The following is a 16,874-nucleotide window of genomic DNA, read 5'->3' as shown; positions in this document are numbered from 1 at the left end:
TCTTTTTGAGGCGTTCTTCGATTGAATGGGTACGCCCGACGTGCGCCTAATCGGCCCGCGTCGGGTTCAGCATCGCCCGTCAGAAGCGGCCGCCACCATGTCCCACAGCCCATCGCCGCTGTGCCTCGCCGAGACCGAAGCGGTCGCGGCTGTCCCGAGCGTCGCCGTTCGCGCCTACCTCGCTCTCGTCGCCGGTCTCGGCGGTGTCGTCACGGCCGTGATGCTGATGATGTCGGTCGCGGCCAACAGCGGCAGCGAGGCGGAGCGCATCTCGGCGACGCAGGAAGACAGCTACGCGACCACGCTGGTCGGCGCGCTGGCGGTCAACCTGTCCAAGCCTCTGCGCTGAGCGGGTATCCGGCGTCGACCGCCCCGGGTGGCCCGGCCCACTGCGTGGCTCCGATCCGGACGTCCTGACGACGACGGTCGAATCACCGCGCCCCCGACACGGCCCGCGCGGCCGAGCCGGTGAAACGGGTCGGCAGGTCGTCGCCGGGGCTGCGGGGACTGAAGCGCGTAGTGACCCGGTCGGGCGCTGCGCCGACCACCGCGTCGGGCGCGGCGCCGCGCAGGCGCGTGGCGGCCACGTGCACGGGGGTCGCGCGGCTCGCCGGGGCAGCGCCCGGGCCGGCCGATACGGAGTCGAACAGGGCGCGCAGTTGCGCCTTGGCATCCGCGTCCGGAGCCACGAGGGAGCGGGCGCGAGCCGGAACCGCCGCCGCCGGCTTGTCGAGGGCGCGGATCTCGGCCGCCGGCGCGAGGTTGGCCATCCCGCGCTCCAGCGCCGCGAACTGCACAGGGCGGGGCGGCGGCAGGGGCATGTTCAGGCTCGCCGCGACGGCGGCCATATCGGCGGGGCGCCGCGGCGGGAGCGGTGCCGTGACGGCGGTCACGGTATCGTCGACGGCGACCGGCTGACTGGCGGTCAGGAGCGCCTTGGCGTCGGCGGGCCTGGTGTCGGAGGGCTTGGTCTCGGCGCCTTTCGCCTGCGCCCGCTCGGCCAGCGAGCCGCGCAGGGCGTCGTCGGCCGCGGGCGCCGCGTAGGCGAGGGCCGCGCGCGCGCCCGCCGGATCCTGCGGATCGGCGCTCGCCACGGCGACGACGGGCGCGCGGCGCGACTTCCGCGCCGTCTCCACCGGGGCCGGCACCGGCGCGGGTTCCGGTGCCGACCGGCCGCCGCCGAACAGGCTGGCCAGGAAGCCGAACAGGCCGGGCCCGTCCTCCTCCTCGCCGCTGGCCATCTGCGTCGTGAGGCCCGCCACGGTGCCGCCGCGGGCCAGGATCTCGGCCTTGGCCTCCTCGTAGCGAGGGAAGGGGCGGTTGTCGCTCGGGAGCAGGACGGTCTTGCCGTCCGGGAAGAGGCGGGCGAGCTGATCGTGGGTCATGCGCGGCCACATCCGCACCGAGCCCACGTCGAGGTGCACGAACGGCGTTCCGGCATGGGGGTACCAGCCGACGCCGCCGCGCTGCATCCGGAGACCGACCTCCCGGATCCGGTCGATCGACACGTCCGGCAGGAAGAAGTCCATCGCCTTGCCGAGCATGTGCTGGCTGTACTCGGCCACCATCCTGGAGCGGCGGCGCAGCATCGCGTTGGTGCCCGGCGACCGGTAGGCCGACACGACGTGGATCGGCTGCGTCGCCCCGACCTGGCGATAGGCCTCCCAGACCGTATCGAACAGCCGCGGGTCCATCTTTGTCGGCTCGTTGACCCGCCAGTCGCGCAGGAGCCAGTTCAGCTGCTCGAGAGCCGCGCGGTCGTAGCGCCCATCGCGCTTGAACGTGATGGTCGCGCTCTCCTGCGTGTGGGTGTGGTAGATCGACAGGGAGCGGGTGTCGCCGTTGGCGACCGCGTCCTCGGTCTCGGCCGTCCCGGCGATCAGTCCGAGCGCGAGGCCGGACAGGGCGAGAGTGAGGTGGCGAAGGGCGCGCGGGAGACTGGGCACGACGGTCCTGATCCTCTCCCGACAGCCTGACCCGACGCCTGTTGAACCGGGTTCGCGACCGAAACGGCTAAGGCTCGACCGTGGCGAAATCGTGCCCGGCTGTGCGGCCGCGCACCTGAAAGTTGCTGGTGGCGCGGGTGGGCTACCACCACCCGCGCGGCGCCGCCTGCTGCGGCGCGGGCGTCCAGAGGCCGGGCTCGCCGTATTCCGGCGCGCTGTCGGCACGGGCGGCGCGACGCTGGGCGCGGCGCGGCGTCTCCGCCTCCTCGTAGCGCCCGCCCGGCCACGCGTCGGCATCCGCGATCGGCCGCTCGGGCGCGCGGCGATGGACGGTCCGGGGCGCGGGCGGCTTCGGGGCGCGCTCGGCCTTGCGTCGCGCCGGCTCTTCCGGGAGCCTGGCGATCGCCGGACCGCCGCCGCCGGGCAGCCCGAGGGCCGCGCGCATCGGCGCGTCGTAGCCGTAGAGATCCGGCAGGGTGCGGTAGGTGCCGCCGTCGTCCACGAACGCCGTGAAGTAGGCGAGGTGGACCGGCAGCTTCTCCGGCAGCCGGATGGTGCGCTCGCCCTTGCCGATCAGCTTCTTCAGCCGATCCGCGGACCAGTTCGGCAGCACCGCGTCGGCGAGGCGGAACGGGTCGTCGACGCGGACGCAGCCGTGGCTGAAATCGCGCTTCGCGGCCGAGAACAGCGAGCGGTTCGGCGTGTCGTGCAGGTAGACCGCGTGCTGGTTCGGGAACATGAATTTGATGAAGCCGAGCGCGTTGCGCTCCCCCGGGGGCTGGCGCAGCGAGATGTGCCCGCCGCGACGGACGACCTCGTAGCCGCCCCAGGTCTTGCCGCCGTAGCCGGCGAGCTTCGGCGCCATCGTCTTCAGGATCGACGGCGGGACGTACCAGGACGGGTTGACGACCGCATACTCCATCATCCCGGAGAACAGCGGCGTGCGCGATTCCGGCTTGCCGACGATGACCCGCGCCTCGTCGCGCATCACACCGCCCCGGTAGGCGCGCAGGCGATACTCCGGCACGTTGACGAGGATGTAATCCGGCCCCAGATCGCCCGGGAGCCAGCGCCACCGCTCCATGTTGACGATGAGTTCGGCCTCACCGCCCGTCGGGCGCGCCGTGCGGCCGGCATCGGCGAGGGCGAGCACCGTCTGGACGTTCAGGACGCCGTTCCCAGGTAGGCCGCGGCCGCGCTGGAACTTGGCCACCGCGTCGGCGACCATGGAATCGTACTCCTCCGGCTCGCCGGGCCCCTTGTCCAGGGTCGCGGCCGGACGGCTTTCGAGGTTGAAATGTGCCCGCAGCAGCGGGACGCGGGCATCGCGCATGCCGACGCGCAGGGCCGGCCCGGCCGGGAGGCGCAGCGGCTTCACCGCGGTCGGCGCAGGCCCCCGCAGGCTGGCGAGCCGCGCCTTCAGCGCGAGATAGCCCGGAGTCGCCGGGTTGTAGGCCTGCAGTGTCTCGCCGGCTTTCGCGCCGGCCTCGTCGAGCTTCGCCAGGACGTCGTTGCCGGCCGGCAGATCGAGGTGCGGGGTGATCAGCCGCGAGATCGAGGCCAGGTTGATCCGGCCGCCGCGGGCGTCCCGGGCATAGAGAACCGCCGCCGCGGACAGGCGCAGATCGGCGTCGGCGACCGCCTTCTCGTCCGGTTTGTCGGCGAGCGCCGGGACCGTGTAGGCGCGGGGGTCGAGCCCGTCCTCGGCGGCGGCCGCCAGCCGCGCCGACACCGCCTTCGCGGCGTCGGTCCAGGCCCCGCCGGAGATCCAGAGCGGCTTGAAGCTGCGGGCCTCGTAGAAGCTCCGGATCGCGTCGCGGTCCTTGCCGGCGAGGCGGAGCAGCAGGGGCGCGGCATCCGCGAACCGGGCGAAGATTGCGGCGCCGAGCGGGTCCGTCGGGGCGACCGGGGCCGCCGCGGCGGGAGCCGGGGACGGCTCGGCCGCCGGCGCCTCAGGCTTGTAGTCGGGAAGGGCGGTCGCGGCGGGCGCCGATGGGTCCGCCGGCGCGGGCGCCGCCGGCCCCGGCGCGGCAGTGGGCGGGGTCGCGGGGACATCGGTGGCCGGCTGGTCCAGCGCGGCCGTCGCGGCGCGGAGGGAGCCGGCCGGTGCCAGCGTGCCACCGAGAAGGGCGGCCAGCGCGATGAGGCTGGAGCGCGGGACGCGCATTGTGATCTCCCGGGGCGCGGCGGCAGGACCGCACGCTCAGATTGTGATTATCCGCGCAAGCGTGGCTTTGAGCAACCGCAGTTATCGCGAATAGAGGCTCGGTCCTGCAGATGAATGTGTCATTTCTAATGCTGCTCAGCTTACGATCCGCTCAATCATCTGCCGGCGCGACGCAGCAGGGCCGAGAATTTCAGCGACCGTGGCCGAAACGAATGCGCGCGGTGCGCTAGCGCACGCCGCGCTCGATCAGGCCGCGTCCTCGGTTTTATCGTCCTCCTCCAGCCCCAGATCCTTGAGCTTGCGGTAGAGGGTGGAGCGTCCGATGCCGAGGCGGCGCGAGACCTCGGACATCCGCTGCCGGTAGAACTGGAGCGCGAAGCGGATAATCTCCGCCTCCAGGACGTCCATCGGCTTCATCTCGCCGGTCTCCTCGGCGACGAGCGACATAGCGTGCGGGTCGCGGACCTCGACGCGGACGATCTCCCGCACCGGTTCGGGGGCGTAGGCCGGCATCTGCGGCTGGACCGGCGCTGCCGGGATCCGCACGTCGAAGCCCTCGACCTGCGCGGCGATCTGGGGGAATTCGGAGACGGTCAACTCGTCGCCGTCCGCCAGCACGACGGCGCGGAACAGGGCGTTCTCCAGCTGCCGGACGTTGCCCGGCCAGGGATAGCGCGTGAGCAGGGCCATGGCCTCCGGGCTGATCGCCCGCACGCGCTTGCCTTCCTCGGCCGAGAACCGCGCGCAGAACGAGCGGACGAGGTCCGGGATGTCCTCGCGGCGCGCCCGCAGGGGCGGCAGCGTCATCGGGAAGACGTTCAGGCGGTAGTAGAGATCCTCGCGGAACTTGCCCTGCTTCACGAGGTCGAGCAGCGACCGGTTCGTCGCCGAGACGAGTCGGATGTCCACCCGCACCGAGCGCTTGCCGCCGACGGGATCGACCTCGCCCTCCTGGAGGGCCCGGAGCAGCTTCACCTGCGCGTCGAGGGGCAACTCACCGATCTCGTCCAGGAACAGGGTCCCGCCCGAGGCCTCGACGAACTTGCCGGCGTGCTTCTCGGTGGCGCCGGTGAACGCCCCCTTCTCGTGGCCGAACAAAGTGGATTCCACCAGGTTCTCCGGGATCGCCCCGCAATTGACGGTCACGAAAGGCTTGCCGCGCCGGTCGCCGGACCCCTGGATCGCCCGGGCCAGGACCTCCTTGCCGACGCCGGACTCGCCCTCGATCAGAACGGGGATGTTCGACTTCGCCGCCCGCTCGGCGAGGCGGATCACCCGCTCCATGTCGGGGCTCTTCGAGGTGAGATCCTTGAAGGTGAGCGCCCCGGAGGCGCGGCGGCGCATGCGGCGCACCTCCTCCTCAAGCGTGTCGACCCGCAGGGCATTCTTGATCGAGACCTGGAGCCGCTCCGCGCCCGCCGGTTTGACCACGAAATCCACGGCGCCGGCCCGCATGGCGCTGACCACAGTGTCGATGGAGCCGTTGGAGGTCTGGACGATGACCGGCGTGGCGAGGCCGCTCTTGCGCATCTCGGCCAGGACACCGAGCCCGTCGAGCCCCGGCATCACGAGGTCGAGGAGCACGACATCCGCACCCTCGGATCGCAGCAGGGTCAGCGCGTCCGCACCGGTCTCGGCGATCCGCGCCTCGAAGCCGAAGCGGCGCACGGCCGCCTCGGCCAGGCGCCGCTGGACCGGATCGTCATCCACGATGAGCACGGTGGCGGACATGGCGGCTCCCTGAACGGCGCGCGAAGGCCGGACACGCGACGCGGGCTCGACCCGGTCGCGGCCTTCCGATTCGGCGACTGTTTCGTTTCGAGCCGTAGGGTGACCGACAGTCGTAAAGTGCCGCTTAACGACGTTTGCGCCGCGTCGTCACCGATCGCGCGCCGGTCCGACGGTCCCTCCGCGTTGAACGCGTGGCGGCACGCTCGATATCAGGGTACGGGGCCGGAGCCCTTGGAGAGGATCGCACACCATGATGCCGAGCCACACCGCCTCGCCGGTGACTGTCCGCCTGCCGGAGAGCGTGAGTGCCGCGCGCGCCGCCGCGAAGGCTGCCGACCTCGGCCATCTTCCGGAATGGGACCTCACGGATCTCTATTCCGGCCTCGATGATCCGAACTTCTCCGGCGACATGACCCGCGCCGAGGAGGAGTGCCGCCGCTTCTCCGAGACCTACGCCGGCCGGATCGCGGAGCTCGCCGCGGGCCCGGACGCGTCCGCGCGGCTGGCCGAGGCGGTGCGCGCCTACGAGGGCATCGAGGACCTGCTGGGCAAGCTCATGTCCTTCGCGGGTCTCGTCTATTCCGGCGACACCACCGACGAGGCGCGCGCCAAGTTCTACGGCGACACCCGCGAGCGGCTGACCAGCGCCTCGGCGGATCTCCTCTTCTTCGCCCTGGAGCTGAACCGCGTCGACGATACGGCCATGAACGCCGCGATGGCCGAAGGGCCGCTCGCCCACTACGCCCCGTGGATCGAGGACCTGCGGCGGGAGAAGCCGCACCAGCTCGACGATCGCACCGAGAAGCTGTTCCTCGAGAAGTCGGTCACGTCGAACGCCGCCTGGGACCGGCTGTTCAACGAAACGATCGCCGCGCTGCGCTTCACCGTGCAGGGCGAGGAGATGCCGCTGGAGCCGACGCTCAACAAGCTTCAGGATCCGGACGGCGCAGTCCGCAAGGAGGCGGCCGGCGCGATCAGCGCGGTCCTGCGCGGTCAGCTGCGGGTGTTCACGCTCATCACCAACACGCTGGCGAAGGACAAGGAGATCAGCGACCGCTGGCGCGGGTTCAAGGACGTCGCAGACGCGCGCCACCTGTCGAACCGGGTCGAGCCCGAGGTGGTGGAAGCCCTCGTCGACGCCGTGCGGGCGGCCTATCCCCGCCTGTCCCACCGCTACTACACGCTCAAGGCGAAGTGGTTCGGGCAGGAGGCTCTGCCCTACTGGGACCGCAACGCGCCGCTGCCCCGCGTCGAGCAGCGCACGATCCCGTGGACGGAGGCCCGCGACACGGTGCTGTCCGCCTACGACGCCTTCTCGCCGAAGATGGCGGGGATCGCGCGGCGCTTCTTCGACGAGCGCTGGATCGACGCACCGACCCGTCCCGGCAAGGCGCCGGGCGCCTTCGCGCATCCGACCGTGCCCTCCGTCCACCCCTATGTGCTGGTCAACTACCAGGGCAAGCCGCGGGACGTGATGACGCTGGCGCACGAGTTGGGCCACGGCGTCCACCAGGTGCTCGCCGGGCCGAACGGCGCCCTCATGGCGCCGACGCCCCTGACGCTGGCCGAGACGGCGAGCGTCTTCGGCGAGATGCTGACCTTCCGTCGGCTCCTCGCCGCGACCACGGACACGACCCAGCGTCGGGCCATGCTCGCCGCCAAGGTCGAGGACATGATCAACACGGTGGTGCGCCAGATCGCCTTCTACTCGTTCGAGCGGAAGGTCCATCTCGCCCGCGCCAAGGGCGAGCTGACCACAGATCAGATCAACGCGCTGTGGCTGTCCGTCCAGGCAGAATCGCTCGGTCCGGCCATCACGCTGGATTCCGGCTACGAGCCGTTCTGGGCCTACATCCCGCACTTCATCCACTCGCCGTTCTACGTCTACGCCTACGCGTTCGGCGACTGCCTGGTGAACTCGCTCTACGGCGTCTACGCCCGGGCGGAGGACGGCTTCGTGGACCGCTACTTCGCGTTGCTCGCGGCCGGTGGCTCGAAGCCATACGGCGAGCTGCTCGCGCCCTTCGGCCTCGACGCCAAGGACCCGGGCTTCTGGCAGATCGGGCTCGGCATGATCGAGAGCATGATCGTCGAGCTCGAGAGCATGGAAGGACAGGCCTGAGCCGAGCGCCGCGGACCCCGTCGGCCCCCGCGGCGCAGGGACCCACGCCCCTGGTTCGCGGCCGGGGGCGGCTTATCTGCGCATCATCGTCAGACAAGCAGATCGAGTGATGGCCGAGACCGACCGCGAAGCCAACCGCTTCTCCGCCCGCGCCGGGCGCTACGCCAGCGTGGGCGCCAACGTCGGCGGCGTCGCCGCCCGGATGGCCGTGGCACGGCTGTTCGGAAAGGAGGGCACTACCAACGCCGCCGCCCTGGCGCAGGCGCTGGGCGGCCTGAAGGGCCCGATCATGAAGGTGGCCCAGCTGCTGGCCACCGTTCCGGACCTGCTCCCGCCCGAATACGCGACCGAGCTGCAGAAGCTTCAGGCGGACGCTCCGCCGATGGGCGCGGCCTTCGTCCGGCGCCGGATGCAGTCGGAGCTCGGCGCCGGCTGGCAGGAGCGCTTCGGCAGCTTCGACCTCAAACCCGCGGCGGCGGCCTCGCTGGGCCAAGTCCATCGCGCGACCACCAAGGACGGCGAACGTCTCGCCTGCAAGCTCCAGTACCCGGACATGCAGTCGGCCGTGGAGGCCGACCTGAAGCAGCTGGAGGTCGCGTTCGCGCTGCACCGCCGGATGAACACGTGGCTCGACACGCGCGAGATCGCGAAGGAGATCGGCGCCCGGGTGCGCGAGGAGCTCGACTACGAGCGCGAGGCCAAGCACGCGGCGCTCTACGGGGCCGTGCTGAAGGACATCGCGGCGGTGCGCGTGCCGCGCGTCTTTCCGGAGCTCTCGACGAAGCGTCTGCTCACGCTCGGCTGGCTCGACGGGGACAAGATCCTGGGCTTCGCCGACGAGCCGGTCGAGGTGCGCAACCGGATCGCCCAGGCGATGTTCAAGGCGTGGTGGCACCCGTTCAGCCGGGCAGCGGTGATCCACGGCGACCCGCATCTGGGCAATTACACCGTGTTCTCGGACGCCGGCGAGGCCGCGGGAATCAACCTGCTGGACTACGGCTGCGTTCGGATCTTCCATCCGCGCTTCGTCGGCGGCGTCGTGGATCTCTACCGCGGCCTGTTGGAGAACGACGATGCCCGCATCGTCCACGCCTACGAGGTCTGGGGATTCAAGGATCTCGACAAGGAGAAGATCGAGATCCTGAACATCTGGGCCCGCTTCATCTACGGGCCGCTGCTCGAAGACCGTACTCGCACCGTCGCCGACGGCGTGAAGCCGGGGGAGTACGGTCGCCGACAGGCCTTCCAAGTCCATCAGGCCCTGAAGGAGCGCGGGCCCGTGACTGTCCCGCAGGAATTCGTCTTCATGGATCGCGCGGCCGTGGGGCTGGGCGCCGTGTTCCTCCACCTCAGATCTGAGCTCAACTACCACCGGTTGTTCGAGGCCGAGATCGAGCATTTCTCGCTGGACGAACTCACGAAACGCCAGGGCCGGGCACTCACCGAAGCCGGTCTGCCGAAACCGGCCTGATTCGACGCGAAGATGCACCGGGAGAGCGATCAACTTGCGTGCGTCCGATTGCGGCAGGTAAACGCTTGAGCTACATCCGACCGCGACCGCAAGAAGTCGCGTCTTAGGGAAACGAGCGCACGATGGCCGAGAGTGACACGGTGGCCGGGCACACCTACAGCCCGGCGATGGACGCGACGACGCACGAGCAGACCTATCGCGGATTTGTCCGGTTCGTCGAAATCGCCACTGGCGTCGTCATCTGCTGGGTGCTGGCCCTCGCCATCGGCGGGATCCGCGAGGCGTGGCTGCTGGCCATCGTCGGCGTGATCGCCTCCGGAGCCGCGGGCGCGGTGGGCGCCCTCGCGCCGGCCGTGGGGTGGAAGGCCCCGCTGGTCGTCGGCATTCTCCTGGTCCTCTACCTGTTCTTCGCCTGAGAGGGCCGTGGGCGGCGGCGTCGAGCGTCGCCGCGGATGACGAACCCGCTCGCGTTCGCCGGGCGGGTCGCTGACACATTGTTGGCAATTAAATTGGGCGCAAGTTACATTCCGGCCGCATCCATCGCGGTATCGTAGATCCGCCTCTCGAAAAGCTGCGCCGGTTCGCGCATTCGAAAGGCCGAGCTTTTCCAGGGGAACCCTCGCATGCGCATTGCTGTGCTGTCCGAGACGGACTCCGCGGAGCCGCGCGTCGCCGCGGTTCCTGAGACCGTCAAGAAGTTCAAGACTCTCGGTGCCGACGTCGTGGTGCAGTCCGGGGCCGGTCAAAAGGCCGGAATCCTGGACTCCGAGTACGAGGCCGCCGGCGCCAGCATCGCTGGGAGCGCCGCCGATGCTGCCGGGGATGCCGACCTCGTGCTCAAGGTCCGGCGCCCGAGCGCCGAGGAGCTGCCGCAGTTGAAGCGCGGCGCCACCGTGATCGCGATCATGGACCCCTACGGCAACGAGGACGCCCTCAAGGCGATGGCCGAGGCGGGGATCAACGGCTTCGCCATGGAGCTGATGCCCCGCATCACCCGCGCGCAGGTGATGGACGTCCTGTCCTCGCAGGCGAATCTCGCCGGCTACCGCGCGGTCGTCGACGGCGCCGCCGAGTACGGGCGGGCCATGCCGATGATGATGACCGCCGCCGGCACCGTGCCGGCCGCCCGCGTCTTCGTCATGGGCGTCGGCGTGGCCGGCCTCCAGGCCATCGCGACAGCCCGCCGGCTCGGCGCGGTCGTCACCGCCACCGATGTCCGGCCCGCCACCAAGGAGCAGGTCGAATCGCTCGGCGCCAAATTCGTCGCCGTCGAGGACGACGAATTCAAGCAGGCCGAGACGGCCGGCGGTTACGCCAAGGAGATGTCAGCCGAGTACCAGAAGAAGCAGGCGGAGCTGGTCAAGGGCCACATCGCCAAGCAGGACATCGTCATCACCACCGCACTGATCCCGGGCCGGCCGGCGCCGAAGCTGGTCTCCGAGGAGATGGTGGCGTCGATGAAGCCGGGTTCGGTCCTCGTCGATCTTGCGGTGGAGCGCGGCGGCAACGTCGCCGGCGCCAAGGCTGGCGAGGTCGTCACGAACGATCGCGGCGTGAAGATCGTCGGCCACGTCAACGTGCCGGGGCGGCTCGCCGCCACCTCGTCGAGCCTCTACTCTCGCAACCTCTACGCCTTCGTCGAGACCCTGATCGACAAGGAATCGAAGGCGCTGGCCATCAACTGGGACGACGAGCTGGTGAAGGCCACGAACCTCACCCGAGACGGCTCGGTCGTCCACGCATCCTTCCAGCCCAAGACCGATGGCGCAGCCTCGGAAGCCGCCTCCGTGGGGCTGGCCAAGTCGGAGGCCAGCAAGGCGTCCGGTGCGGCCACCCCGGCAGGCGCGCAGTGAAGCCTGGCCGAGAGGAGTAGCAGAATGGCAAACGTCATCGTCCCTCCCGATCAGGCGGCCGATCAGGCCCGCGTGCTGGCCGACGCCGCGCGCGCCGCGGCCGCGGTGGCGCGCAACGCCGCCGACCAGGCGCAGGTCATCGCCGACGGCATGGGCCACGGGCTCAGCGCCGCCACCGGCGGCGCGGTCGATCCGACCGTGTTCCGGCTCGCGATCTTCGTGCTGGCGATCTTCGTCGGCTACTACGTGGTCTGGTCGGTGACCCCGGCCCTGCACACCCCGCTCATGTCGGTGACCAACGCGATCTCGTCGGTGATCATCGTCGGCGCTATCCTGGCGGTCGGCGTTCCGCTGATCGAGAAGGGCACGGGCCTCGCCCGGTTCTTCGGCTTCATCGGCATCGTGCTCGCCAGCGTGAACATCTTCGGCGGCTTCCTCGTCACGCAGCGCATGCTCGGCATGTACAAGAAGAAGGGCTGAGCCGGTGTCAGAGAACGTCTCCTCCCTTCTCTATATCGTCGCCGGCGTCCTGTTCATCATGGCGCTGCGGGGGCTCTCGCACCCCACGACCTCCCGGCAGGGCAACCTGTACGGCATGGTCGGCATGGGGCTCGCCATCCTGACCACTCTGGTCGGCCACCCGCCGGCGGGTGCCGGCGCCTGGATCCTCGTCCTGCTGGGCTTAGGGCTCGGCGGCGGCGCCGGCGCGGTGATCGCCAAGCGCGTGCCGATGACCGCGATGCCGCAGCTCGTGGCGGCCTTCCACTCGCTGGTCGGCCTCGCGGCCGTCTTCGTGGCCGCGGGCGCCCTCTACGCACCGCAAGCGTTCGGCATCATCGAGAACGGGCACTTCCACAAGCAGTCGCTGTTCGAGATGGGTCTCGGCGTGGCCATCGGCGCCATCACCTTCACCGGCTCGGTGATCGCCTTCGCCAAGCTCGACGGGCGCATGTCCGGCAAGCCGATCATGCTGCCTCAGCGCCACCTCATCAACGCGCTGCTGGCCGCCGGCCTCGTGCTGCTGATCGCCCTGTTCATCGGCACCGAGTCGAAGGCGATCTTCTGGCTGATCGTCATCGCCTCGCTGGTGCTCGGCGGCCTGATCATCATCCCGATCGGCGGCGCCGATATGCCGGTGGTCGTGTCGATGCTCAACTCGTACTCGGGCTGGGCGGCGGCCGGGATCGGCTTCACCCTGGGCAACCTCGCGCTGATCATCACCGGCTCGCTGGTCGGGTCCTCGGGCGCGATCCTGTCCTACATCATGTGCCACGCGATGAACCGGTCGTTCATCTCGGTGATCCTCGGCGGCTTCGGTGGCGACACCGCCGCGGCCGGCACCGGCCAGGTCGAGACCCGGCCCGTGAAGCAGGGTTCGGCCGACGACGCGGCCTACATCATGAAGAACGCCGAGCGGGTCATCATCGTCCCGGGCTACGGCATGGCGGTCGCCCAGGCGCAGCACTCCCTGCGCGAGATGGCCGACATGCTGAAGAAGGAGGGCGTCGACGTGAAGTATGCCATCCACCCGGTGGCGGGCCGCATGCCGGGCCACATGAACGTGCTGCTCGCCGAGGCCAACGTGCCCTACGACGAGGTCTTCGAACTGGAGGACATCAACGGTGAGTTCCCGCAGGCGGACGTCGCCTTCGTGATCGGCGCCAACGACGTCACCAACCCGGCCGCCAAGACCGACAAGGCCTCGCCGATCTACGGCATGCCGATCCTCGACGTGGAGAAGGCCAAGACCGTGCTGTTCATCAAGCGCGGCATGGGCTCCGGCTACGCGGGTGTCGAGAACGAGGTGTTCTTCCGCGACAACACCATGATGCTGTTCGGCGACGCCAAGAAGGTCGTGGACAGCGTGCTGAAGTCGCTCTGAGACCCAGGTCTCCGGCAGCGTCGAGGGGCGGGCAGCGATGCCCGCCCTTTCTCGTTGTGGCGATCGGGTTCACCGTCGCTGTTGCGGCGGGGCGCAAGATTCCCCGCGCCGGCCGGTGTAGGGTGGCGCCCGTGTCGTCCGCTCCGCTCCTCGCCGAATTGCCGCCCTTCCTGGGTGTGGCCGCCTCCGTGACCGGCCGGCGCTGGCAGGAGCGCTGCGGCGGCGCGGCCGTCCAGAATCACATCGCCAAGATGGTCCAGGCCCACGGCCTGCCGGAACTGCTGGCCCGGGTGCTCGCGGGACGCGGGATCGTACCGGAGGCGGCGCCCCGCCACCTCGCCCCGCGCCTGCGGGACCTGATGCCGGATCCGGACACGCTGCTCGACATGGAGGCGGCCGTCCGCCGACTCGTTCGGGCGGTGAAGCGCGGGGAGACCGTGGCGGTTTTCGGCGATTACGACGTCGACGGCGCCGCGAGCGCGGCCCTGCTCGCCGGATACCTCCGCGAGCTGGGTTTGCGCGCGCCGATCCACATTCCCGACCGGATCACCGAGGGCTACGGACCCAACATCGCGGCGATCACCGCGCTCGCGGCCGAGGGCGCGACGCTCCTTATCTGCGTCGATTGCGGGACGAGCGGCCACGCGCCCCTGGAGGAGGCCGAGAAATCCGGCCTGGACGTCATCGTCCTCGACCACCACGCGGCCTCCGAGGTGCTCCCGCCGGCTCGCGCCGTGGTCAACCCGAATCGCCTCGACGACCTCTCGGGCCTCGGCCATCTCTGCGCCGCCGGCATCGTGTTCCTGACCCTGGTCGCGCTGAACCGCGCCCTGCGGCAGGACGGCTTCTTCGGCGGCCATCGTCCCGAACCGCAGCTCACCGACGCCCTCGATCTCGTCGCCCTGGCGACCGTTGCCGACGTTGTGCCCCTCACGGGCCTCAACCGGGCCTTCGTGACCCAGGGCCTCACGGTGATGCGCCATCGCGGCCGCACCGGGCTCGCGGCGCTGCTGGACGCCGCCTCGCTCGGCGAGCCGCCGGAAGCCTGGCACCTCGGCTTCGTCCTCGGGCCGCGCATCAATGCCGGGGGCCGCATCGGCGATTCGGCACTGGGCGCCCGCCTGCTGACCACGGCGGACCCGAGCGAGGCGGCCCGGATCGCCGCCGACCTCGATCGGCTGAACCGCGAGCGCCAGGCGATCGAGGCGCAGGCCGTCCAGGAGGCCGAGGCCGAGATGGACCGGGCGCTGACGCTGGATCCGGCCCGCACCGTGCTGGTGATCGCCAGCGCCGAGTGGCACCCCGGCATCGTCGGCCTCATCGCCTCGCGGTTGAAGGAGCGCTTCAACCGCCCGGCCTTCGCGTTCGCGATCCGCCCGGACGGCACCGCCACGGGGTCTGGGCGCTCGATCCCGGGCGCGGATCTCGGGCTCGCGGTCCGCGCCTGCGTCGAGGCCCGGCTCGCCAGCAAGGGCGGCGGCCACGCCATGGCGGCCGGCGTCACCGTGCGGGCCGACGACATCCCACGCTTCGAGGCGCACCTGGCGATGCTGCTCGGGGCGAGCGTCGCGGTGGCCCGCGCGGCCGACGCCCTGCTGATCGACGGCGGCCTCAGCGCCGGCGGCGCCACCGCGGAGACGGTCCGGCTGCTGCAGCAGGCCGGCCCGTTCGGCCAGGGCGCGCCCGAGCCGCTCTTCGCGCTGGGCCGGCATCGCCTCGTCGATGCCGGCGTGGTCGGCTCGAACCATGTCAGGGCGCGACTGCGCAGCCGCGACGGTCAGGTGGTCGGGGCGATCTGCTTCCGCGCGGCCGAACGGCCGCTCGGCCTCGCCCTCCTGAACGGGATCGGCCGAGAGATGCACGTGGCCGGGACCCTCTCCTGCGACCGCTGGCGCGGCGCCGAGCGGGCCCAGCTCCGGATCGTCGATCTCGCGCGGTCCGAACCCTGAGACGCCCCGGCGTCAGGTCCCGGCCATCACGAGCGCCCAGAAGCGCTTGTACCGCGTCGTGGGTGCATCGACCCGGGCGATCCCGATCCTGCGGATTTGCGGGAGCAGCATGTTCTTGTTGTGCTCGGGGCTCGCCTTCCAGCGGGCGAGCACCTGTTCCAGGGTCTCGGAGCCGGCGCTGAGATTCTCGGCTGCCCAGGATCTCGCGAGACCGGCCGACGCCATGCGCGAGGTGAAGCTGCCGCCGGCATCGTGGCTGAGCTGGCCGCGGCGGGCGTTGTTGCCGGCCTGGAAGGCGGCCGCCTTCACGAGAGCCGGATCGACCACGACCGGGCTCAGGCCGTGCTGGACCCGGTAGGCCGAGATCGCCGCGGCGGCCGCGACCTCGTCGAGCACGGCGGTGTGCGTCGCGTTCTCGACAGAGGACTCGGGAAGGACCGAGAGACCGCCGCACCCGGTGAGGGCCAGCAGGAGGGCGGCGGCGATGGCGCGACTGAGTTTGGGCACGGTCCGGACGGCGTTGCGTGAGACGGGATCGCTTCCCTCCGGCGCGGTTGCGGCGAAAGCGCGGCGCGCGGCGCGCCGGCAGGATCCCGCCGACCGGCGTGGCGCCAGAGCCACGCCCGGCCGCGGATCAGGCCGCGAGTTCAAGCTGCGGATTCAGGCCGCCAGGGCGCTGCCTTTGAGCATGGAGGGCGCGAAGGCCCGCAGGAGATCCGGATCCAGATGCCCGGCGCTGTCCGTCATGATCGACAGCGCCTCGGCGGGCGAGGCGGGCTGCCGATAGGTCCGCCGCTCGGTCAGCGCGGAGAACACGTCGCAGATCGTCACGATCCGCACGAGGTCGGAGATCGCGGGGCCGGACAGCCGATCGGGATATCCTTTCCCGTCCAGACGCTCGTGGTGGTGGCGGACCACGTCGATCACCGCGTCCTCGAAATCGCCGTGCGCCCGGAGCAGATCGGCGCCGATGTCGGGATGGCGCTGCATCAGCCGCAATTCCTCGGCGTTGAGCGGCCCCGGCTTGTTGAGGATCTCCACGGGGATGCGCGCCTTGCCGATGTCGTGCAGGAGCGCCGACCGCACCAGCAGTGCGAGATCGGTCTGACCGAGCCCGATCTGCGAGCCGAACGTGGCGGCATGGCCCGCGACGCCGAGGGTGTGCTGATAGACGCCAATCTCGTGGCGCCAGACCTCGGCAAGCCACTCGGAGATCCCGACCTCGGAGATGGCCGCCAGAACGAGCTCGGTCCCGCGATCCGCGTCGGCGCGCTGCAGCCGGGCCCCGAGGGCGGCGCTGTCGAAGATCTCGGCGACGACGGCGGTCGCGCCCGAGACGCGCTCCAGGAGCCGGCGCTGCCGCAGCTCTGCGGACCGCGTCGCCTCCTCGATCATGGCGAAGACGTTCGCCAGAACGAGTTGCCGGGGCGAGGCGGCCGGCAGCTGACGCAGATAGCGGGTAGCCGGCATGGGTTCGCCGCGCACGAGGACGAGGCGCGGAACCGGCGGTCCGTGTTGGGGGAGGGTCGACTGCACTCTGGCGGTCTGGGCCGGCGGCAGGTCGAGGATGACGAGGTGCGGGCGGCCTGACGGTAGCGGCGCGCCGGGCGGGATCGACCAGCAGTTCATCACGAGCGCGATGGCACGCTCGAGGGCCGATCGTTCGGACGGGCGGTCCGATACGAGGAGGACGAAGGGGCCGTCCGAGAAAACCGAGGCTGCGCCGAGGGCCAACGCGGTAGCTCCTCGCCCG

The 16,874-nt window shown here is 70.8% G+C and carries 13 protein-coding genes; 8 read left to right on the top strand and 5 right to left on the bottom strand.

The features are described from left to right. Positions 1 to 97 precede the first annotated feature (97 nt). On the top strand, positions 98 to 349 hold the full coding sequence (locus tag ABIC30_RS09345; protein WP_020091998.1) for a hypothetical protein: 252 nt from the start codon (positions 98 to 100) through the stop codon (positions 347 to 349). 82 nt (positions 350 to 431) lie between these two features. On the opposite strand, the gene ABIC30_RS09340 is transcribed toward ABIC30_RS09345, so the two are convergent. The 3 genes from ABIC30_RS09340 to ABIC30_RS09330 all read right to left on the bottom strand — a co-directional run bounded on the left by ABIC30_RS09340 (position 432) and on the right by ABIC30_RS09330 (position 5,844). Next, positions 432 to 1,946 (bottom strand): peptidoglycan L,D-endopeptidase MepK, encoded by a 1,515-nt coding sequence (locus ABIC30_RS09340; protein ID WP_103984769.1) that lies wholly within the window; start codon positions 1,944 to 1,946, stop codon positions 432 to 434. Positions 1,947 to 2,088: 142 nt separating this feature from the next. After that, positions 2,089 to 4,113, bottom strand: coding sequence for a L,D-transpeptidase family protein (locus ABIC30_RS09335; protein ID WP_103984768.1), 2,025 nt, complete (start codon positions 4,111 to 4,113; stop codon positions 2,089 to 2,091). 246 nt (positions 4,114 to 4,359) lie between these two features. Then, positions 4,360 to 5,844 (bottom strand): sigma-54-dependent transcriptional regulator, encoded by a 1,485-nt coding sequence (locus ABIC30_RS09330; protein ID WP_020092001.1) that lies wholly within the window; start codon positions 5,842 to 5,844, stop codon positions 4,360 to 4,362. Between the two features lie 250 nt (positions 5,845 to 6,094). Here ABIC30_RS09330 and ABIC30_RS09325 point away from each other — a divergent pair, with 250 nt between their 5' ends. The 7 genes from ABIC30_RS09325 to recJ all read left to right on the top strand — a co-directional run bounded on the left by ABIC30_RS09325 (position 6,095) and on the right by recJ (position 15,121). Beyond that, positions 6,095 to 7,966: a M3 family oligoendopeptidase gene (locus tag ABIC30_RS09325; RefSeq protein ID WP_020092002.1), complete on the top strand. Its 1,872-nt coding sequence runs from the start codon at positions 6,095 to 6,097 to the stop codon at positions 7,964 to 7,966. A gap of 109 nt (positions 7,967 to 8,075) precedes the next feature. Continuing rightward, the gene (locus ABIC30_RS09320) at positions 8,076 to 9,437 is read left to right on the top strand and encodes an ABC1 kinase family protein (protein ID WP_020092003.1); all 1,362 of its coding nucleotides are present in this window, start codon (positions 8,076 to 8,078) and stop codon (positions 9,435 to 9,437) included. A 122-nt stretch (positions 9,438 to 9,559) separates the two neighbouring features. Then, positions 9,560 to 9,853 (top strand): aa3-type cytochrome c oxidase subunit IV, encoded by a 294-nt coding sequence (locus ABIC30_RS09315; protein ID WP_020092004.1) that lies wholly within the window; start codon positions 9,560 to 9,562, stop codon positions 9,851 to 9,853. 207 nt (positions 9,854 to 10,060) lie between these two features. Further along, positions 10,061 to 11,290, top strand: coding sequence for a Re/Si-specific NAD(P)(+) transhydrogenase subunit alpha (locus tag ABIC30_RS09310; protein ID WP_020092005.1), 1,230 nt, complete (start codon positions 10,061 to 10,063; stop codon positions 11,288 to 11,290). Positions 11,291 to 11,314: 24 nt separating this feature from the next. After that, positions 11,315 to 11,770, top strand: coding sequence for a proton-translocating transhydrogenase family protein (locus ABIC30_RS09305; RefSeq protein ID WP_020092006.1), 456 nt, complete (start codon positions 11,315 to 11,317; stop codon positions 11,768 to 11,770). A gap of 4 nt (positions 11,771 to 11,774) precedes the next feature. Further along, complete coding sequence (locus ABIC30_RS09300; protein ID WP_020092007.1) at positions 11,775 to 13,172, top strand: NAD(P)(+) transhydrogenase (Re/Si-specific) subunit beta; 1,398 nt, start codon at positions 11,775 to 11,777, stop codon at positions 13,170 to 13,172. Between the two features lie 131 nt (positions 13,173 to 13,303). After that, complete coding sequence (gene recJ / locus ABIC30_RS09295; protein ID WP_020092008.1) at positions 13,304 to 15,121, top strand: single-stranded-DNA-specific exonuclease RecJ; 1,818 nt, start codon at positions 13,304 to 13,306, stop codon at positions 15,119 to 15,121. A 12-nt stretch (positions 15,122 to 15,133) separates the two neighbouring features. Here recJ and ABIC30_RS09290 read toward each other — a convergent pair whose 3' ends face one another. Both ABIC30_RS09290 and ABIC30_RS09285 read right to left on the bottom strand, forming a co-directional pair. Continuing rightward, the gene (locus ABIC30_RS09290; protein ID WP_020092009.1) at positions 15,134 to 15,628 is read right to left on the bottom strand and encodes a CAP domain-containing protein; all 495 of its coding nucleotides are present in this window, start codon (positions 15,626 to 15,628) and stop codon (positions 15,134 to 15,136) included. 153 nt (positions 15,629 to 15,781) lie between these two features. Beyond that, entirely contained in the window at positions 15,782 to 16,855 is a 1,074-nt protein-coding gene (locus ABIC30_RS09285) for an HD-GYP domain-containing protein (protein ID WP_020092010.1), read from the bottom strand. Positions 16,856 to 16,874: the final 19 nt, after the last annotated feature.

Source organism: Methylobacterium sp. 1030 (genome assembly GCF_040544715.1).
Taxonomy (GTDB): domain Bacteria; phylum Pseudomonadota; class Alphaproteobacteria; order Rhizobiales; family Beijerinckiaceae; genus Methylobacterium.
The sequence above is the reverse complement of the archived record's forward strand: the minus strand, read 5'-3'. Positions and strand labels throughout refer to the sequence as shown.